Below are 15655 nucleotides of genomic sequence, written 5' to 3' on the forward strand. Positions count from 1 at the left end.
TCGGCCTCGGTATAGACGCGGAACTCCGGTGCATTGCCCGACGCGCGCAGATGAACGATCCGCCCATTCGTCAGCGTCATCCGCAGCCCATCCGTGCGATCACAGGCCGCCACGGTGCCGAGCGGCGCCAGGAAATCCGTGCAGTGCGCCATATTGCCACCGAGCCGCGCCAGAAAATCTGCACTCTTCCCGGGCGGGATTTCCGTCAGGCGGTCCGAGGCCGTAAACCGGGCGGGCAAATCGGCGACCATCTGCGCCAGACCCACCCCCGAAGCCCGCCCCGCAACCAGCGGCGCCAGCATCGGCAAAAAAGCATCGCGCGTCATCAGCGCGGCCAACGGCCCCGCCGGGCCCTGCGCGGTGAACCCCAGCAGAAAGCCGCCATTCGCCTCGAAGCCCACCACCTTTGCACCGGGCTGCGCAGCCCGAACCGCCTCCATCGCGGCGATCACGAAAGGCGAACCGATCTTCGTCAGATGCACCGCAGTGAATGCCGGGATCTGCGACAGCATCGAATTCGACGACACCGGCGTGCAAACGATCTGCGCCTTGAGCGCCTGCGCGCTCAGAACGCCCAGAACATCGCCCGCAATGACCTGCCCCGTGGCATCGGTCAGCATCGGGCGGTCGGCATCGCCATCCGTCGACAGGATCGCGTCAAGGCGGTGGGTGACGCACCACTCCGCCAACATCGAGCGCGTTTCGATATCCACAGCCTCGGTATCGACCGGGATAAAACTGTCCGAAGGCGCCAGCAGGACCGACTCCGCGCCCAGTGCGTCAAGAACGGCAGGCAAAAGATCGCGCGCGACAGAGGAATGCTGATAAACCCCCAGCCGCAAACCAGATAGGACCTGCGGCCCATAAGCCGTCACATAGCGCTGAACATAGGCGCGGGATGCCTCGGGGCAGGGCGTCAGGCTGCCTTCCGCGCGGCCCTCTGGTGCAGCGCCGGAGCCATAGGCCGCAATGATCGCCGCTTCGTCGTTTTTCGAGATCTCGCCGGTCGGCAGATAGAACTTCAACCCGTTGCGATCGGCCGGAATGTGGCTGCCGGTCACCATGATCGCCGCCGCACTCGCCGACATCGCCGCCAATGCCAGCGCCGGAGTCGGCAGCGCCCCGCAATCGGTCACCGCAACCCCCGCCTTGCGCGCCGCCGCAATCACATCGCGCGCAATCCGCGGGGAAGACGGCCGCAGATCGACCCCCACGAAAAGCTCGGTTCCAATCGGGCAGGACGCGAGAAACGCCGTCGTATAAGCCTGCACAAGATCTGGCGTCAGATCCACCACAAGGCCACGCAAACCGCTTGTGCCAAACTTCACTGACATGTCGCCCTCTCAATCCTGCCGATGCAAAAGCACTGGCATTGCTGTGCCCCCCCGATAGTTCCGCCAATTGATGTTGGAGTGCGACCCAACCTGCCCTGCCAAGGGGTTCTGGACCGTCGGAACGTGGAGGTTCCGGTCTTGGTTACGGCGGCTACCAGGCCAAGCCGTCGGGAAAGTGTGGCGCGCTCGGCACGTTGTCACAGGTGTCGCTGAGGGGGCGGTCGTCGTTATAGTGTCTGCGTTGATCCTCTGGCTTTTCGGCGGCATCTGCAAGGCTCATGAACCAATGCATGTTCGGGCAGTCGGACCTGAGTTTGCTGCTAAACGCTTCGATGAAGCCATTGTCGGTTGGCTTGCTTGGGCGCAAGAAGCCCGCGGTCATGGGCCTTCCTCGGGTTTGACTGGGGAGGGCTGCGAAGCGGTCAGCACGGCAAGAGCGTGGATCGAAGCAGCATGGATTTTCGGAGGGAAAACAGCACCCGTCTGCGTGGCAGAGGCAAATCCCCTGACCAAAAAGGCAGAACTATATGGTGCTTTTCAAGGAGTGGGAAGCGTCACGATGTTCTGCCTCGCGGGCGTAATATTTCTCTTTCAAATCAATGCGTGTATTCATGAATGTATCGCTGCGCCTGCCTTTTCGGTCAGATAGGTTTGCCTCTCGCCATGGATGGAAAGCCCGCAACCTCCGGGTGATTCCGTTTCACCGCGTTCGGCGTGACATAACACCCATTAGGTGCAGCGCCCGCTACCACAGGGCGAGTGCGCCCCTCTATCGGCCATCTCCGAGGGCACGAAAAAAGCCGGCCCGAAGGCCGGCTCTTGGCAGGGGCGAGAAACGCGGGTCAGGACACGTCGGCGCGCCGGAAGATCATGTTGGTGCGCGTGCCCAGCTCGAGGGCCCGCGCGCCGCGATCTGTCTGCACGATCGCTTCGGCCCCGGGCAGCCGCCCGGACTTCGCCGCGAGCGCGACCACGGTGATATGGGTCTGCGCGAAGCGCTCCAACGCGCGGGCGCAGACATAGCGCCGTTCACGACCGCTTTGCATCTCGCGCACCATCCGCGCCTCGAGATGACCCTGGTCGAGCAGCGCACGGACCGTTCGGATGGTGATGCCCAGGATCTCGGCAGCCCGGCTCGGGCGGACGGCCCCCTCGTGATCGCTCGCGATCGTCTCGCGCAAGACCGCCAGGGAGACGCGGAAGCCGCCAAACCGCGCGGTTTGGGGATCTTCGGCGCGAAGCGGGATGCGGTTGCGCAAGATGATGTCGACGAGGCGTTCGGTCGGGATGCGCAGGCGATGCGCCGCGCTGGCAATGTCGAGGGTCTCTCCGCCGGGATGGGGGCCCTTGGCGAGTTTCCGCAGCCGGGCGGTGAAACCATCGAGCGCGCGCGGGTGATAGAGCGGCGAGCTATTGCGCTCGTCGAAGAATTTGTCGATCAGCCCGGGCCGGGTGAGCTTTTCCAGCATGAAACGCTCGATGCCGAGATGCTGCGCCGCCTCGCCCGCATTCAGCAGCGCGTCGAGTTCGGTCACGATTCCGCTGACCACCTCACTGGGCACATACGCCTTCAGGACAAAGCCCTTGCCGACAGTCTTGCGCTCGGCCAGCCCGAGGGCGGCAAGCCTGCGGGCGAGTTTCCAGCCGGACACGCCATAGGTGCTGCGCGCGGTCGACAGCGAATGCACGAATTGCTCCGGGCAGGGTTTGCCCAGGACCGTCGTCCCCTCCGAAATCGGGAAATTGCGGAAGATGAAATCGCGCACCAGGTCCCGGATCGGATCGAAGGCGGGATCGTCGTCGCGGTAGCGCAGCCATTCGAAGAACACCCGGTAGCGGGTCCGATAGAGCGTGTTGTCGATCGGATGCGCGTCCTGGATGTCCTTGAGCTTCTGGCGGAACGCCTCGGGGCCTTGGCGCAGGACCGCGTAGCCCGCGCTGCCGGCCTTCGCCCATTGCGCGGGGCTCAGATCATCGCGATTGGCCTCGGGCCCTCGGGTCAGCAGAACCCCGAAATTCTCGCAGGTCTGGGCTGCGACATGAAAGGGGAGGCGGTCGAGCCAGCTTGTGCCTGCACCCTGATCAATCCGGCGGCGCAAGTCGTGTTCGAACACCAGATCCTTTGGATCTGCCGGCACCGGTTCGACTGCCGCGTAGCTGTCGAGCAGATGCGGGATGTCGAACGTGTCCTTGTTGCTTGCAGGTTTCGGCAGGGGCACGAGATAGCAGCCATGCCGATCGCATGTGCGGATGGATGCGAGCTGCCAGATGCCGAGCTGCGCCACGTCGAGTGGGTTGCGGGCCACCTGTAGGCAGTGCGGGCAACCCCGAGGGGCGGTTCTGGTAAAGGCGGTGAACTTGATCCGCACCTGCCCGAGCCGGAAATATCCCGGCTCGACAAGCTGTGGTGTCGCGCATTGCAGGTCATCCGCGCTTGTGGCGCCCAGTCCGGCCAGCCGGGCGATGTCTTCCGGCCCGCCATTCACCAGGTTGAAATAGTCGATCCCGACATCGGAGCAGAAGGTGATCAGCCGCGGCGCGCCGTTTCGCCGGGCGAGGCGCGAGGCGAAGGAGGTGGCGGATTCGCCGGGGCGGAATTCGACCCGGAGGGGCAGAGCGTAACGGGTCATGACCATCAATCCGGCCTCCGCGTGAAGACCTGTCGCGGGTCGATCCTATAGAAATCCGGAATGATGAACGGATTGAACGCGTCACCGCATGCCGCGCGTTGCTGATAGCTTTCCGCGAAATGCACCGCTGTCAGCGAGGCCGCCCCCGCAAGATAGGCGCGTTCCATCGCCTCGAGGATCAGCTCGATCACCAGGCCGAACTGGTTGGCCGCGGCATGGACGAGCCGTTCCCCATGTGCCCGTGTCAGCAACTCCTCGACCGGTGTCAGTTTTCCACGCGCGCAATAGTTTGCCAGCAGATCGGTGGCATTTTCCCCATCCGCGATCGGAGAAAGGCTCTCGAAATGGATCGTGTTCATGCGCCGTGCGAGTTGGGGGTCGTGGTTGAGGATGTCTTCCAGATCCTCGGTGCCCGAGAGAATGAGACCGACCGGCCATTCACCGTCCGTCATCAGGGTCTTGAGCATCGAGGCAACCGCGTTGAGCTCGTGCCGCGTCCCCCGGCATGCCAGATCCTGCGCCTCGTCGAGGTGAACGAAAAGCACCCTTCGTTCCCGCAGGTGATGGCGCACCAGATCCCAGATATACCAGGCCTGTCGTTCGGCGCCGATCTGGTAGCCGAGCGCGCGCAACAGCTCCTGCCCGACGAATTTGAGCGTCGCGGGCGATGGGACACGCAGGCTGACGATTGTCATCTCGCCATGCCCCTCGGCCTCGAGGCGTTTGCGGGCGCGTGTGATCAGATGCTCGATGGCCGCGCTTTTCCCCGCGCCCGATGCCCCCGAAAGCGCGATCCCGCGCGCCTCGGAGGTGCGGCCGGTTTCGATATCGGCGAGCCGTTTGGCCGACAATAACGTGAAGCGGTGCTCCAGAGGGGCGAAACGCTCGTGGCGGATGAACAGGTCACGCAGTTCGGTGACGCAGCGGGCGGTGTCTTGCATGCGATCATTGGTCATTTTCGAAGGTCCAGGGTTTGCGGTGCGGGTTGATTTGGGGGTGGTGGGGCTTGGAGGGGCGGAGCCGATCGGGAGCGGCATCACCTCGGGGTGTGATCGGAATCCCGCTTTCCAGAGGATCCGCGGAGGGCTGCGCCGAGCCGAGCCGTTCGGCATCGGAGCGCAGCGGGAAATGCAGGCTTGCCTGCTGGCGCTCGACATCGAGATCGGTGAAGTGGAAAGGCGTCAGCTCCCGCAGCGTGAAAGCGCGGCGATTGGTCTCGGTGATGCGCGCGATCGCACGGCGCAGCAGCGGGACGTCGAGCGCGGCGTCGTTGCGAAGCCTGAGCCGGAGCGATCGGGTCGCCTCGACGAATTCGTCATGGCTGACGCCCTCGAAGCCACTCTGGTTGGCGACGGCCGGGTACCAGTTGGCGCCGACCTTGACCGCTATCCAGCCGAGATCGCGCAGGTCCACGCGGATCTCGACGTCGCGGGCAGGCGCGTGCAGGAAGGCCTCGCGCAAAGCCTCGCAATTGTAGCTCAGCCCCGAGAACAACACCCCGTCACCGCGCAGCTTGCGCATCATCGGCCGGCCGAAAGCCTTGCGTAGCGCGAGCCCGTCGGGGACCGGCGGCGTGCCATGCTCGGCGACCAGCCGTGCCCAGGCCGCATTGGGCGTCTCGCCCTTCAGCGAGCCATGCGGCTGGTTGTGGTAGATATCGACGATGAAGGTCAGAAGGATGGTGATCAGGTCATCGTCACACAGGCAGGCAAGCTGTTCCGAGGGGTAGTCACCGCGCTCGACCGTGTCGAAGAACGTCCGCCCTGCGACCAGCGGCATCAGCTGATGGCCAAGTGTGCGGAAGAAGCTCTCGATATTGCCGCGCAGCCAGGGGATGCCGGCAGGCGGCAGATGCGCCGTAACCCCGAGCGACGAGACCGTTCCCTGAAAATCGTCGGAGACGAATGCCGAACCTTGATCGGTGACCAGCGTGCCGATACCGCCGTGATGGTGCCAGGGGCTTTCGCATCCGGCGGCTTTGGCGATCTCGGTTTTGTCGACAAAGATGTCGCGCAACGCGCGGATCGCATCGTCCGAATTCTGGGTTTCGGCAAGCCGCATCGACAGGATGCATTTGGTGGCGCAATCCTTGGCGATGTAGAGCCAGCGCCTGCTCTGTTCGAGCCGTTCTCGCCGCTCCGGGGGCAGGTGATCCCAGATCCCCGTCAGGGTCAGCAGCGAGATCACATCCAGCCGGTTCTCGTCCATTTCCACCCGTTCGAGCGGGCGCTCGACATCGGGCCCGGCCTCGTAGAGCGTGAACTTCCTGTTGGCGGCCTCCGTGCCGTAGCGCTTGGCGTAGACGTAGTAGGGATCGGCCATGTTCAGGCGTCGCCGGATGCTTGCATGCGAGGGCACGATCAGTTGGGGCTGGCCGGCATCGGCGCGGCGACGGTTTTCCTCCGCGAAGAGCTGTCGCGTGTCCTTGATCGCTTGGATCTTTGCCGGCCGTTGTGTGTCGGCATAAAGCTCGATCACCTGGTTCATCAGGCCTTCGGCGCGCGCGCACCAGCGCGGCTTGCGATTTCCGGAGCGATAGGTCTCGGGGATCAGGGCGGTCGCGGAATATCCCGCCTGCTCATAGGCGCGCACCCATTCGAGGGCGGAACGACTGCCGGGAAGTTTCCGAGTGACGATATCCGCGCCAGGCCGGGTCGATTTGCCCGATGCCAGCCCCTCGCCGACCAGGCGCTGGGTTTCCGAGGCGAGCTTCATATAGGCCCGGCAATAGCCCGTGTGGGTGCGATTGATCTCGCCCGACGCTTCGAGCCTGAGAAAGGCGTCACATAGCGCCTTGCGCCAGATCACGAGGCGCCGAACGTGCCTGGGCAGCTCGTTGATCACATCGACCGGTTTGCGGCCCTTCAGGCTCTGCGAAGCGAGGTCGAAATATCCCGCCTGATAGCGCGTGTCGGGGCGGCGCAGCATCGCGGCCAGGTCTTCGTGGGAAAACCGCTCGGTGATGCCGGGCTGTCCGAGCCGCTCGAACAAACCGCCGTCCGCGTCGATCTCGATCGGGCGCATGGCGATGCCGCCCGTCGTGATCAGGTCGGATTTGGCAAAGCGAAACCTGATCGTCATGCCGCCACCTCCGTCAGCGCGGGGCGATTGGCCGCCAACTGGCGCGCCGCCGCGGCGGCGGCTTTGCGATCGAGATGCTGCTCGGTCACGAGGAGAACGCGATCGGCAAATTGCTTCGGCACAGCGGTGCAAACGCACTCCAGTTCCGACACGAAGTTCCGCTTGATCACCCGCCGCGAGGGCTTGATCGCGATGGCGATGCGCTCGCCATCGGCCTTCGTCACCAGATAGTCGAAGACATGCCGGGCAGGGCGCCCATCCGCGCTGAGGTAATGGATCGCGGGTGGCTGGTCCCAGATGTGATGGATGTCGTCACGCACCAGGGTCAGGCACAGGAAAGCGTATTCGAGCGCGCTTTCGAATTGCAGGATACGCGGGCGCTCAAATCCCGGCAGCTTGGCCACCATCGAGCCGCGCAGGCTTGCCCTGGAACGGCGCGAGATGTTTCGTGTCGCGTGGCTCGGACCCGGCCCGCGATAGATCTTGTTGGTCATGGTGTTGTCTCGGAACACGCCTCACCACCCCGCGCAGATCCCTGCACGGCCGAGAGACGGCCTCCCCTTTCATGGGTTGTGTGGAACTATCCCGCCGGGCGGCACGCCCGGCAGGTTGACTTTTTGTTCGACTCGGGGGATGAAAGAGGGGTCGAACGCAAACGACACCTATTTCCGAAGAGCCCTTCCATGCCAGTGGAGGGGCTTTTCTATTCCCGATCGTCAGGTGTTCGTGGTGCTGGGCTCCTCCTCTGCTGGATAGCGATCAGGGAACAGCGCTTCGGGCGTCGTGCCGATCGCGTCGGCAAGTGCGTGCTCGATTTTCGAGGAGCGACGCAAACCCTGGCTGACAAGCGTGACAGTCGAGCGCAACACGTCCAGATCACGGGCGACCGAGGCAATGGATTTGCCACGAAGGCGCAGTTCCATCTTCAGTCTCTCGTGGGCAGGGTTCACCGTGTGGTTCATTCGCATCGTAACCTTGATTGCTCGACTTCATGGTCGGGAACGAATCATGGAAATACAGCATGGTCAATATTAATATAGCGAAATCATGCGGTTAATAAGTCTGTCGAAATTCCCGGCGAGTATTCAGTGGGAATTTCGACAGAGTTTTTGGACAAGGGATAATATGGCGAAACCCAAGAACTGCCTTACCGTCGAGGGAGGCATGGTCTGTGTTTGGTCCGATGGGATTGGCCAATTTGTCGATCACGGCGAGCTACTGACGCTCATGCGTGGGTCCCGCTCTTTGCAAGTCGTTGGGCAACGGTTTCGCGGCAGCAGAAGGAATATTCTCGAAGTTCTGATGCATTTCGGTTTCGACTTCGATCAGCTGCTGAGGGCGCAATTCGCGGAAGGTCTGCCTGACGCGCAGCTGATGAAAATACACGGTGTTGGCGCGCGCTGGGTTTCGCATAAGCGGCGAGAGCTGGGGTTCTCACCAGGTGCCGGGCGTCCTGCAGCGGCTATTCGCGATGATGAGGTTCTGGAGGCTTGCGCGCGGGCCCCAAGTCATGCAGCGGCGGCACGGCTGCTTCAGATAGATCGGAAAACCTTCAAGAAGAGGTTGGATCAGGTCCGAGCAAGGGAGAGCGTGGCGACAGGCACTTGTGCCCAAGAGGGTTAGAGGAAGGCCTCGAAGCCTGGGTTGGCGGGCCGAAGGCCTTCGCCGAAGAGCGCGGATTCCAGGCGGGCATGGATAGCAAGGAAGCTGCCCGTAGACAGGTGGGCTGGGACATCGCAGTCTGATTTGGAACGGAGGACCTGACCGGTTGATTTCCTGAAGTCGCACCCCGCCAAATCGGCTCGCCACTTTGTCGGAACAGCCCATCCGGTGTGAGCAGGCGAACAAGTCGGGCCATGGCGTTGGCGCAGATCGACTGCGAAAGTGCCGCGCATGTGCTCATGCGACGGTTTTCATTTGGCGAATTCCTGTATGTTGGCTAGTTCAGCTATATTAGCTAAAACTTGGATTCCGGGAGCTCGCCCATGCGTTCCTTTTCCTCGACCGAACTTGCGAACAAGACCGGCGATGTGCTCGCCGCGGCGGCTGCTGCGCCGGTGGTGATCAAGCGTCACGGCAAGGCGCGTTTCGTCATTCTCAGCATTGAGCGATATGACCGTCTGACCGCAGGGCATGACACGCGTCGCGCCTTTCACGTCTCCGATCTGAGCGACGCCGAGGCGGAAGAGCTGGTCAAGGCCCTCGAGCATAGCATCGCCCATGACTGATGTTCTGGCCGTCGGCGATGTCTGGCGCTACCCGTTTCGTTGGGGCAGCGCTGTCGCTGCCGGTAAGGCCGAGAAACGTCCGGAGTGGCCGGGCGCCGTCGTGGTCCTGATCCGCAGCGCCGATGGCGCGCTCGAAGCCTTGATGGTGCCGATTACGAGTACGCCCCAATCCTCGGGCAATTCGCTGCCGGTGCCCGAGATCGAGACGCGCAGGGCCGGTCTCGATGCCCATCCGCCGCTTTGGGTGGTCACGGACGAGGTCAACGCCGATGTGCTTGGTGAGAGTTACTATTTCGAAGCTGGGCAGCGGCTTGGCGCCTTCAGTTCAAACTTCACCAAGCAAATCCAAGCCCAGATGGTCAGCGCCATCCAGGCGCGCAAGTTCCAGCGCGAAGACCGGTGACAAGCCGGTCCGGCGACGCTGGAGCAGCCGAGGGTGTCAATCCTTGCGCGTCCCGACGCGTGCCTTCACGCGGGCCCACACGAGCGCTTCATACTCCTCCCGGCTTATTTCACCGGTGATCCAGCGCTCGCTTAGCGCCACTTCCCATGGAGCGGGCGTGCCGAGCCCTGCCATCCGATTGTGCCAGACCGCGCGAGATACGGCCTCGCGTCGACGGGCTTGTTCCTCGGCAGACGCGGGAGGGACAGCGTGGTCGGACATGGTGCGAGGCTCCTTGTGAAGCCTCCAATATAGCGATCCTGCGCCACCGGGTGAACCTTTCCGCAAATTCCGCGCTAATCTTCAGACGGACTTTTGCCGGGGGTCACAGCAAACACTGCCCATATCCCCCCACGGTTCAACAGTTCTCCAAGGGTGATCCATGATCGGGGCCTCGCGAAGATGCGCGAGATATTCGAGGGGGAGAGTAAGCCGACCTATTGGGACGGCACCGCCAGCGAGCTGCTTGGTGAACGGCCGTCTGCCGCGATCCCGGAGCATTCATCGGCGGACAGCCTGTCATCGAGTGACTGCACGAGGTCAGGATCGACCGAGTTCTTTCCGTAACCGTCTCATCAGCGGACGCGTTGTTGAATTTTCCAATCCCGAATACACATTGCCGCATATACGGATATGCGATCAGGGATATACGCCGATGGCGGGTCTTTTCATCAGGGATGAAGCTGTGAACGCACTGGCTGTCGAGGCAATGAAACTGACCGGCGCGGCAAACAAGACGGAAGCGGTTCGCGCTGCCTTGAAGGCCGCCATCAAGGCGGCAAAAGATCAAGTTCCGCTCATGGAACGTCTTGAAGCCGCACGAAATCTTGCCGACCAGCTCGGGCCGGTCGAACCCGAATATGACGCAAAAGCGGATGCAGATGCGCTGTGGGGCGAAGACTGATGTTCATCGACGCCTCGGCTGTCATCGCTAAGTGCACGGTGAGCAGCAGCTCCGACTGGTTCGCATGAGACGGCCCTGAGCGGTCGATCGAGCATGGGCTCATGCGGCGGTGCTGCTCTGGGGAGCCACTTGCGCGGGGAGTGCATCGCAGCATTCTGGCACCAAGAGAAAGCTCCCTGCGCTTTCCAAGATGGGTGTCCCGCTTAGGCTCCAAAGATTGCCGCGATGTCGTGATTTTGCAGGTCGTTCCAAGGCGGGCGATGGCAGAACCGCCGCCCGCCTCAGAGGTTAGGCGTTCAGTCGCAGCAGATCGCCCATGCCGACACGGTGCAGCATCTCCGCGCGCAACCGGTCGAGCACGGCAAACCCCACCTCGGCGCCATCCTGCGAGGGGTCGTAATGCAGACGGAACGGGCGTTTGCCGCGCGGCCTGGCCACTGCCTTGGCGATCATCTGCGCCACCGTGGCGGGATCGGCCTCATCAGGGACGATCTCGGCGAAGGCCTTCTGCACCATCGCACCAAAGCCCTGGTAGGGGCCGCTGTCCTCGTATTCGGCCAGCCGCGCCGCATCCGTCGGATGGCCCGCGTTCGGGAAGTGGTTGGTGCCCTTGGTAAAGGCGCCGGGCACCACCAGCATGGTCTCGATCCCGAAACGGATCAGCTCGCGCGCATAGCTGAGAGCCAGGCTGTCCATCGCCGCTTTGGCCGCGAAATAGGGCGCCAGATAGGGCGGCGTGCCCCCCGCCACCGAAGAGCTGGAAATCCAGACCAGAAGCCCGTCCCCCCGCGCCCGCATCGCCGGCAGGAGCGCACGGTTGATCCGCTGCGTGCCCAACACGTTGACGTCATATTGCTGGGCCAGCTGATCGGGCGTGAAGGCCTCGGCCGGGCCGAACATCATATGGCCGGCATTGTGGACCATCACATCCACCTGACCGCTTTCCGCCAGCACCGCCGACACCGCCGCGCCGACCGAGGCCTCGGATTGCACATCCAGCTCCAGCGGGCGCAGGTCGATCCCCTCGGCGGCGCCGATCTCGACCAGATCCCGCGCCTTGTCGGCATTGCGCCCGGCGATATCGCGCATCGAGGCATAGACGCCGAGCCCGCCGCGCGCGAGCGCCAGCGCGGTCAGCCTGCCAAAGCCGCTCGACGCGCCGGTGACCAGTGCGATTTTCTTGCTCATCACATCCTCCTCAGATCATGCCGCCATTGGCGCGCAGCACCTGCCCGTTGATCCAGCCGCCATCGGGGCCGGTCAGAAAGGCCACCGCATTGGCGATATCCCCGGGCGTGCCGAGCCGTTCCAGCGGATTGGCCCCGGCGAGTTTCTCGATCAGCGCCTCGGGCTTGCCCTCGAGGAACAGATCGGTCCCGGTCGGTCCCGGCGCGACCGCATTCACCGTGATCGCCCGGCCGCGCATCTCCTTGGCCAGAATGCCGGTCAGCACCTCGACCGCGCCCTTGGTCGCGGCATAGACGCCGTAGCTTTCGAATTTCAGTGCCGCGACCGAGGAGGACAGATTGACGATCCGCCCGCCATCGCGCATCCGCCGCGCGGCCTCGCGCAGGGTGTTGAGCGTTCCTTTCAGATTGATCGCGATCTGACGGTCGATATGGGCGTCATCGGCGGCGGCCAGCGGGCTGAGCTGCATGATGCCGGCATTGTTCACCAGCACGTCGATGCCGCCGAAGGCTGCCTCGGCCGCGTCGAACATCGCGCCGACCGCGGCGGGGTCGGACACATCGGCCTGCACGGCGATCGCGCGCCCGCCTGCCGTTTCGATCGTCGCGACGACCTTTGCCGCGGCCTCTGCCGAGCCGGTGTAGTTGATCACGAGGTTGAAGCCGTCGAGCGCCAGACGGGTCGCGATGGCGGCGCCGATGCCGCGCGAGCTGCCGGTGACGAGGGCGGTTTTGGTGGGTCCAGACATGGGTCCCTCCTGTCTCGGGTTTCGGATGAGACAGAGATAACCCTGGCATTTTCTGGATAATCGACGCAAAACTGGCATCTCTATTCGCCATTTTCGGATAATGATCCTCAATGGACCGCCTCGACGCCATGCTCGTCTTCGCCCGGGTGGCCGAGCGGCGCAGCTTTACCCGCGCCGCCGCCGATCTCGGGCTGCCGCGCTCGACCGTCACCGATGCGGTCAAGGCGCTGGAGGCGCGGCTCGGGGTGAAGCTGTTGCAGCGCACCACCCGCACCGTGGCCCCGACGCTCGATGGCGAGGCCTATTATCAGCGCTGCCTGCGGATCCTGTCCGATATCGAGGATGCCGAGGGCGCTTTTGCCGGGGCCAGGCCCAGGGGGCGGCTGCGCGTCGATGTGCATGGCACGCTGGCGCGGCATTTCGTGCTGCCGCATCTGCCCGGCTTCCTGCGCGCCTATCCCGATCTCGAAGTCTACATGAGCGAGGGCGACCGGCTGGTGGATCTGATCCGCGAGGGGGTCGATTGCGTGCTGCGGGTGGGCGAGCCGCAGGACAGCGACCTGATCGCGCGGCGGATCGCGATGCTGCCCGAGGTGACGCTGGCCGCGCCCGGCTACCTTGCCCGCCACGGGGTGCCGCAGCAGCCTGACCTGCTGGAGGGGCACCGGATGGTGGGGTTTCGCCCGACCGCGACGGGGACGGTGATGCCGCTGGAATTCCGCGAGGACGGCAAGACCCGCGACGTCATGCTGCCGATGCAACTCGCGGTGAATGCGGCCGAAAGTTACCTCTCTGCCGCGCGACAGGGGCTGGGGCTGATCCAGATCCCGCGCTACCACGCCGAGGCGGATCTGGCGCGCGGCACGTTGATCGAGGTCCTGCCCGATCACGCGCCGCCGCCCACGCCGGTCTCGCTGCTCTATCCACGCCACCAGCAGCTTTCGCCACGCGTGCGGGTGTTCCTCGACTGGGTCACGCCGCTCTTTGCGCCGCCCGCAGATCGCCCGGAATGATCCGACGCGCGGCCGGGCCTCAGCCTTCGGCCTCGCAGGCACGCAGATCCTCGAGCAAGGTGGGCCCCACGGGATGCCAGTCGATCTGGTCCCGGGTCATGGTGCTGCTGGCGGGCATGTCGAGCCCGGCAAACCCCGCGAACCAGCCCAGATGCCGGGCCAGCGCCTCCCCCTCAAACGACACCAGCGGCAGGCCGAGCCTGGCCGCGACGATCGCGGCGATCTCGCGAAAGGCGATACCCTCCTCGGCCACGGCATGAAACCGCGCCCCCGGCCCGCCCGTGTCGAGGGCCAGCGCATAGAGCGCCGCCGCATCCTCGACATGGACCGCCGGGAAGCGGTTGAGCCCCTCGCCCGCGATGGCGACGGCGCCCTGCTGCCGCGAGATCTGAATGTAATAGGAAATCAGCCCCTGCCGCCTCGTGTCATGCACCTGCGGCAGCCGCATGACCTTGCCGTTGACGCCGGCCTCCAGCAGCTTGCCCAAGGCGATCTCGGTCGCGCTGCGCGGGTTGGGGTGGGTGAGGTTGCAGATATCCTCGCGCGCCGGGCTGCCGTCACCCGGATCGCCCATGCCGGTGCCCGAGGTCACCATCAACACTCGGTCCGAGCCCCGCAGCACCGCCCCCAACGCCGCGATCACGGCTGCGTCCTTGGCGCAATTGGCCGCGAAGGTCTCGAAATTGTGGTCGAAGGCGGTGTGGATCACCGCATCGGCGGTCTCGGCACCGGCGGCCACCTGCGCGGGCTCTTCCAGCCGCGCCAGATGCGGCTGCGCCCCCGCGGCGGCCAGCGCCCGCGCCCCGTCCCCGGACCGCGTCATGGCGATGACCTCATGGCCCTGCGCCAGCAGCCGGGGCAGGATCCGCGAGCCGATGAACCCCGTGGCTCCGGTCAGAAATACACGCATCGTCACTCTCCAATCTTTGTGGAAAGCCTGTATCCGCCGCGGATTTATCCTGTTAAAGTAGTGACATTATCCTGTTATAGCCATCACCCCCATGCCGCCCCAAGACACCCCCTTAGGTCGTTTCCTGCGCGACCGCCGCACCCGGCTCGACCCGGTGAGCTTCGGCTTTCCCCTGGGCCGCCGTCGCACGCCGGGGCTGCGCCGCGAAGAGGTCGCCCTGCGCGCCAATATCAGCCCGGCCTGGTATACCTGGCTCGAACAGGGGCGCGGCGGCACCCCCTCGGTCGATGTGATCGAGCGGCTCGCCAAGGGTCTGATGCTGACTGAACCCGAGCGCGAACACCTGCATGTCCTGGCCTTCGGTCATCCGCCTGAGCCGCGATTCCACGCGCGACACGAGATCACGCCGCGCCTGCAACGGGTGCTCGACGCGATGCCGCTCAGCCCGGCGATCATCCTCAATGCGACATGGGATGTGCTGGCCTGGAATCGCGCGGCGGCGATGATCCTGACCGATTATGGTCTGCTCTCCCTGCGCGCGCGCAACGTCCTGCGCCTCGTCTTCTCGGAGCGCGGGCAACGGCGCAACGGCGAGGACTGGCACAGCCTCGCGCGCTACCTCGTGGCGGCGTTTCGCGCCGATGCCACCCGGGCCGGGGCCAGCGCCGAGGTCGCCCCCCTCGTCGAAGAGCTTTCCGCGCTCAGCCCGGTCTTCGCCGGGCTCTGGGCCGAGAATGCGGTCATCGGACACGGTGACGGTAGCAAACGCCTGCACCACGAGCAGCTCGGGCGGATCGAGATGGACTTTGCAAGCTTCACCGTCGAGGGGCGGCGGGATCTGACGATGATGGTCTACACCCCTGCAACCGAGGCCGATGCCGAACGGATCGGCCGCTATCTGGCATAGACCGGCTCGTCAAAAACGGCCCAGAGCCGACCTACGGAACCGGTTGCGATATTGCTGCAGCATCGCCGAAGCGGACATCGAGGGCTTCGTGCAGCATCCTCGGCAGGTAAAGCGACCACTGCTCAGTGTCATCAGTTCCCAGTTTAGCCCACATTTCCCAAGTAAGGCGCTGATTTCGCTGTCCTGACCATTATATTTCCTATATAAAACATGGTGTTGAAGGCTGCGAGGGGCGCGTTTCATGGATCACCCAGAGGGTGCGGGCTTGCA

General features: G+C 64.3%; 15 protein-coding genes and 1 pseudogene. 6 read left to right on the forward strand and 10 right to left on the reverse strand.

Going from position 1 to position 15655, the window contains the following annotated elements; translation table 11 throughout:
- From P2G62_RS17355 to P2G62_RS17385, 7 genes and pseudogenes are all read right to left on the reverse strand, one after another.
- The coding region (locus P2G62_RS17355) for a phosphomannomutase (protein WP_275736142.1) at positions 1 to 1334 on the reverse strand (1334 nt) is incomplete at its 3' end.
- 214 nt (positions 1335 to 1548) lie between these two features.
- Positions 1549 to 1716: pseudogene (locus P2G62_RS17360) on the reverse strand (integrase core domain-containing protein); the annotation flags it as partial.
- A gap of 460 nt (positions 1717 to 2176) precedes the next feature.
- The gene (locus P2G62_RS17365; protein ID WP_275736156.1) at positions 2177 to 3970 is read right to left on the reverse strand and encodes a TniQ family protein; all 1794 of its coding nucleotides are present in this window, start codon (positions 3968 to 3970) and stop codon (positions 2177 to 2179) included.
- Positions 3970 to 4920, reverse strand: coding sequence for a TniB family NTP-binding protein (locus P2G62_RS17370; protein WP_275736143.1), 951 nt, complete (start codon positions 4918 to 4920; stop codon positions 3970 to 3972). Before P2G62_RS17370 ends, P2G62_RS17365 begins: the two co-directional genes overlap by 1 nt.
- Entirely contained in the window at positions 4910 to 7045 is a 2136-nt protein-coding gene (locus tag P2G62_RS17375) for a Mu transposase C-terminal domain-containing protein (protein ID WP_275736144.1), read from the reverse strand. Before P2G62_RS17375 ends, P2G62_RS17370 begins: the two co-directional genes overlap by 11 nt.
- Positions 7042 to 7539 carry a hypothetical protein gene (locus P2G62_RS17380; RefSeq protein ID WP_275736145.1) on the reverse strand — a complete coding sequence of 166 codons (498 nt, stop codon included), beginning with the start codon at positions 7537 to 7539 and terminating at the stop codon, positions 7042 to 7044. The genes P2G62_RS17375 and P2G62_RS17380 overlap by 4 nt, the downstream gene beginning before the upstream one ends.
- A gap of 222 nt (positions 7540 to 7761) precedes the next feature.
- Positions 7762 to 7968: a helix-turn-helix domain-containing protein gene (locus P2G62_RS17385; RefSeq protein WP_275736146.1), complete on the reverse strand. Its 207-nt coding sequence runs from the start codon at positions 7966 to 7968 to the stop codon at positions 7762 to 7764.
- Positions 7969 to 8170: 202 nt separating this feature from the next.
- On the opposite strand from P2G62_RS17385, the gene P2G62_RS17390 reads away from it, so the two are divergent.
- From P2G62_RS17390 to P2G62_RS17405, 4 genes are all read left to right on the forward strand, one after another.
- Entirely contained in the window at positions 8171 to 8668 is a 498-nt protein-coding gene (locus tag P2G62_RS17390; RefSeq protein ID WP_275736147.1) for a hypothetical protein, read from the forward strand.
- Between the two features lie 362 nt (positions 8669 to 9030).
- Positions 9031 to 9273, forward strand: a complete 243-nt coding sequence (locus tag P2G62_RS17395; RefSeq protein ID WP_275736148.1) for a type II toxin-antitoxin system prevent-host-death family antitoxin — start codon at positions 9031 to 9033, stop codon at positions 9271 to 9273.
- Positions 9266 to 9676 carry a hypothetical protein gene (locus P2G62_RS17400; protein ID WP_275736149.1) on the forward strand — a complete coding sequence of 137 codons (411 nt, stop codon included), beginning with the start codon at positions 9266 to 9268 and terminating at the stop codon, positions 9674 to 9676. Before P2G62_RS17395 ends, P2G62_RS17400 begins: the two co-directional genes overlap by 8 nt.
- A gap of 694 nt (positions 9677 to 10370) precedes the next feature.
- Positions 10371 to 10619 carry a type II toxin-antitoxin system VapB family antitoxin gene (locus P2G62_RS17405; protein ID WP_275736150.1) on the forward strand — a complete coding sequence of 83 codons (249 nt, stop codon included), beginning with the start codon at positions 10371 to 10373 and terminating at the stop codon, positions 10617 to 10619.
- A gap of 288 nt (positions 10620 to 10907) precedes the next feature.
- Here the strand turns inward: P2G62_RS17405 and P2G62_RS17410 are convergent, their stop codons facing one another.
- Positions 10908 to 11807 (reverse strand): SDR family oxidoreductase, encoded by a 900-nt coding sequence (locus tag P2G62_RS17410; protein ID WP_275736151.1) that lies wholly within the window; start codon positions 11805 to 11807, stop codon positions 10908 to 10910.
- A gap of 10 nt (positions 11808 to 11817) precedes the next feature.
- A complete protein-coding gene (locus P2G62_RS17415) occupies positions 11818 to 12555 on the reverse strand; it encodes an SDR family oxidoreductase (RefSeq protein ID WP_275736152.1) in 738 nt (245 codons plus the stop codon).
- Positions 12556 to 12665: 110 nt separating this feature from the next.
- Here P2G62_RS17415 and P2G62_RS17420 point away from each other — a divergent pair, with 110 nt between their 5' ends.
- Positions 12666 to 13568, forward strand: a complete 903-nt coding sequence (locus P2G62_RS17420; RefSeq protein WP_275736153.1) for a LysR family transcriptional regulator — start codon at positions 12666 to 12668, stop codon at positions 13566 to 13568.
- A gap of 19 nt (positions 13569 to 13587) precedes the next feature.
- Here P2G62_RS17420 and P2G62_RS17425 read toward each other — a convergent pair whose 3' ends face one another.
- Complete coding sequence (locus tag P2G62_RS17425; RefSeq protein WP_275736154.1) at positions 13588 to 14478, reverse strand: NAD-dependent epimerase/dehydratase family protein; 891 nt, start codon at positions 14476 to 14478, stop codon at positions 13588 to 13590.
- Positions 14479 to 14569: 91 nt separating this feature from the next.
- On the opposite strand from P2G62_RS17425, the gene P2G62_RS17430 reads away from it, so the two are divergent.
- Positions 14570 to 15385 carry a helix-turn-helix transcriptional regulator gene (locus P2G62_RS17430; RefSeq protein ID WP_275736155.1) on the forward strand — a complete coding sequence of 272 codons (816 nt, stop codon included), beginning with the start codon at positions 14570 to 14572 and terminating at the stop codon, positions 15383 to 15385.
- The last annotated feature ends 270 nt before the right edge of the window (positions 15386 to 15655 follow it).

Source organism: Paenirhodobacter sp. CAU 1674, assembly GCF_029222945.1.
In the GTDB taxonomy this organism is placed as follows: Bacteria; Pseudomonadota; Alphaproteobacteria; order Rhodobacterales; family Rhodobacteraceae; genus Rhodobacter.

Bases quoted from the DNA above. Each gene is read 5' to 3' on its own strand.
- P2G62_RS17385 (WP_275736146.1), bottom strand. From the start codon at position 7,968: ATGGAACTGCGCCTTCGTGGCAAATCCATTGCCTCGGTCGCCCGTGAT.
- P2G62_RS17420 (WP_275736153.1), top strand. From the start codon at position 12,666: ATGGACCGCCTCGACGCCATGCTCGTCTTCGCCCGGGTGGCCGAGCGG.
- P2G62_RS17425 (WP_275736154.1), bottom strand. From the start codon at position 14,478: ATGCGTGTATTTCTGACCGGAGCCACGGGGTTCATCGGCTCGCGGATC.
- P2G62_RS17410 (WP_275736151.1), bottom strand. From the start codon at position 11,807: ATGAGCAAGAAAATCGCACTGGTCACCGGCGCGTCGAGCGGCTTTGGC.
- P2G62_RS17365 (WP_275736156.1), bottom strand. From the start codon at position 3,970: ATGGTCATGACCCGTTACGCTCTGCCCCTCCGGGTCGAATTCCGCCCC.
- P2G62_RS17370 (WP_275736143.1), bottom strand. From the start codon at position 4,920: ATGACCAATGATCGCATGCAAGACACCGCCCGCTGCGTCACCGAACTG.
- P2G62_RS17380 (WP_275736145.1), bottom strand. From the start codon at position 7,539: ATGACCAACAAGATCTATCGCGGGCCGGGTCCGAGCCACGCGACACGA.
- P2G62_RS17430 (WP_275736155.1), top strand. From the start codon at position 14,570: ATGCCGCCCCAAGACACCCCCTTAGGTCGTTTCCTGCGCGACCGCCGC.
- P2G62_RS17395 (WP_275736148.1), top strand. From the start codon at position 9,031: ATGCGTTCCTTTTCCTCGACCGAACTTGCGAACAAGACCGGCGATGTG.
- P2G62_RS17415 (WP_275736152.1), bottom strand. From the start codon at position 12,555: ATGTCTGGACCCACCAAAACCGCCCTCGTCACCGGCAGCTCGCGCGGC.
- P2G62_RS17400 (WP_275736149.1), top strand. From the start codon at position 9,266: ATGACTGATGTTCTGGCCGTCGGCGATGTCTGGCGCTACCCGTTTCGT.
- P2G62_RS17390 (WP_275736147.1), top strand. From the start codon at position 8,171: ATGGCGAAACCCAAGAACTGCCTTACCGTCGAGGGAGGCATGGTCTGT.
- P2G62_RS17375 (WP_275736144.1), bottom strand. From the start codon at position 7,045: ATGACGATCAGGTTTCGCTTTGCCAAATCCGACCTGATCACGACGGGC.
- P2G62_RS17405 (WP_275736150.1), top strand. From the start codon at position 10,371: ATGGCGGGTCTTTTCATCAGGGATGAAGCTGTGAACGCACTGGCTGTC.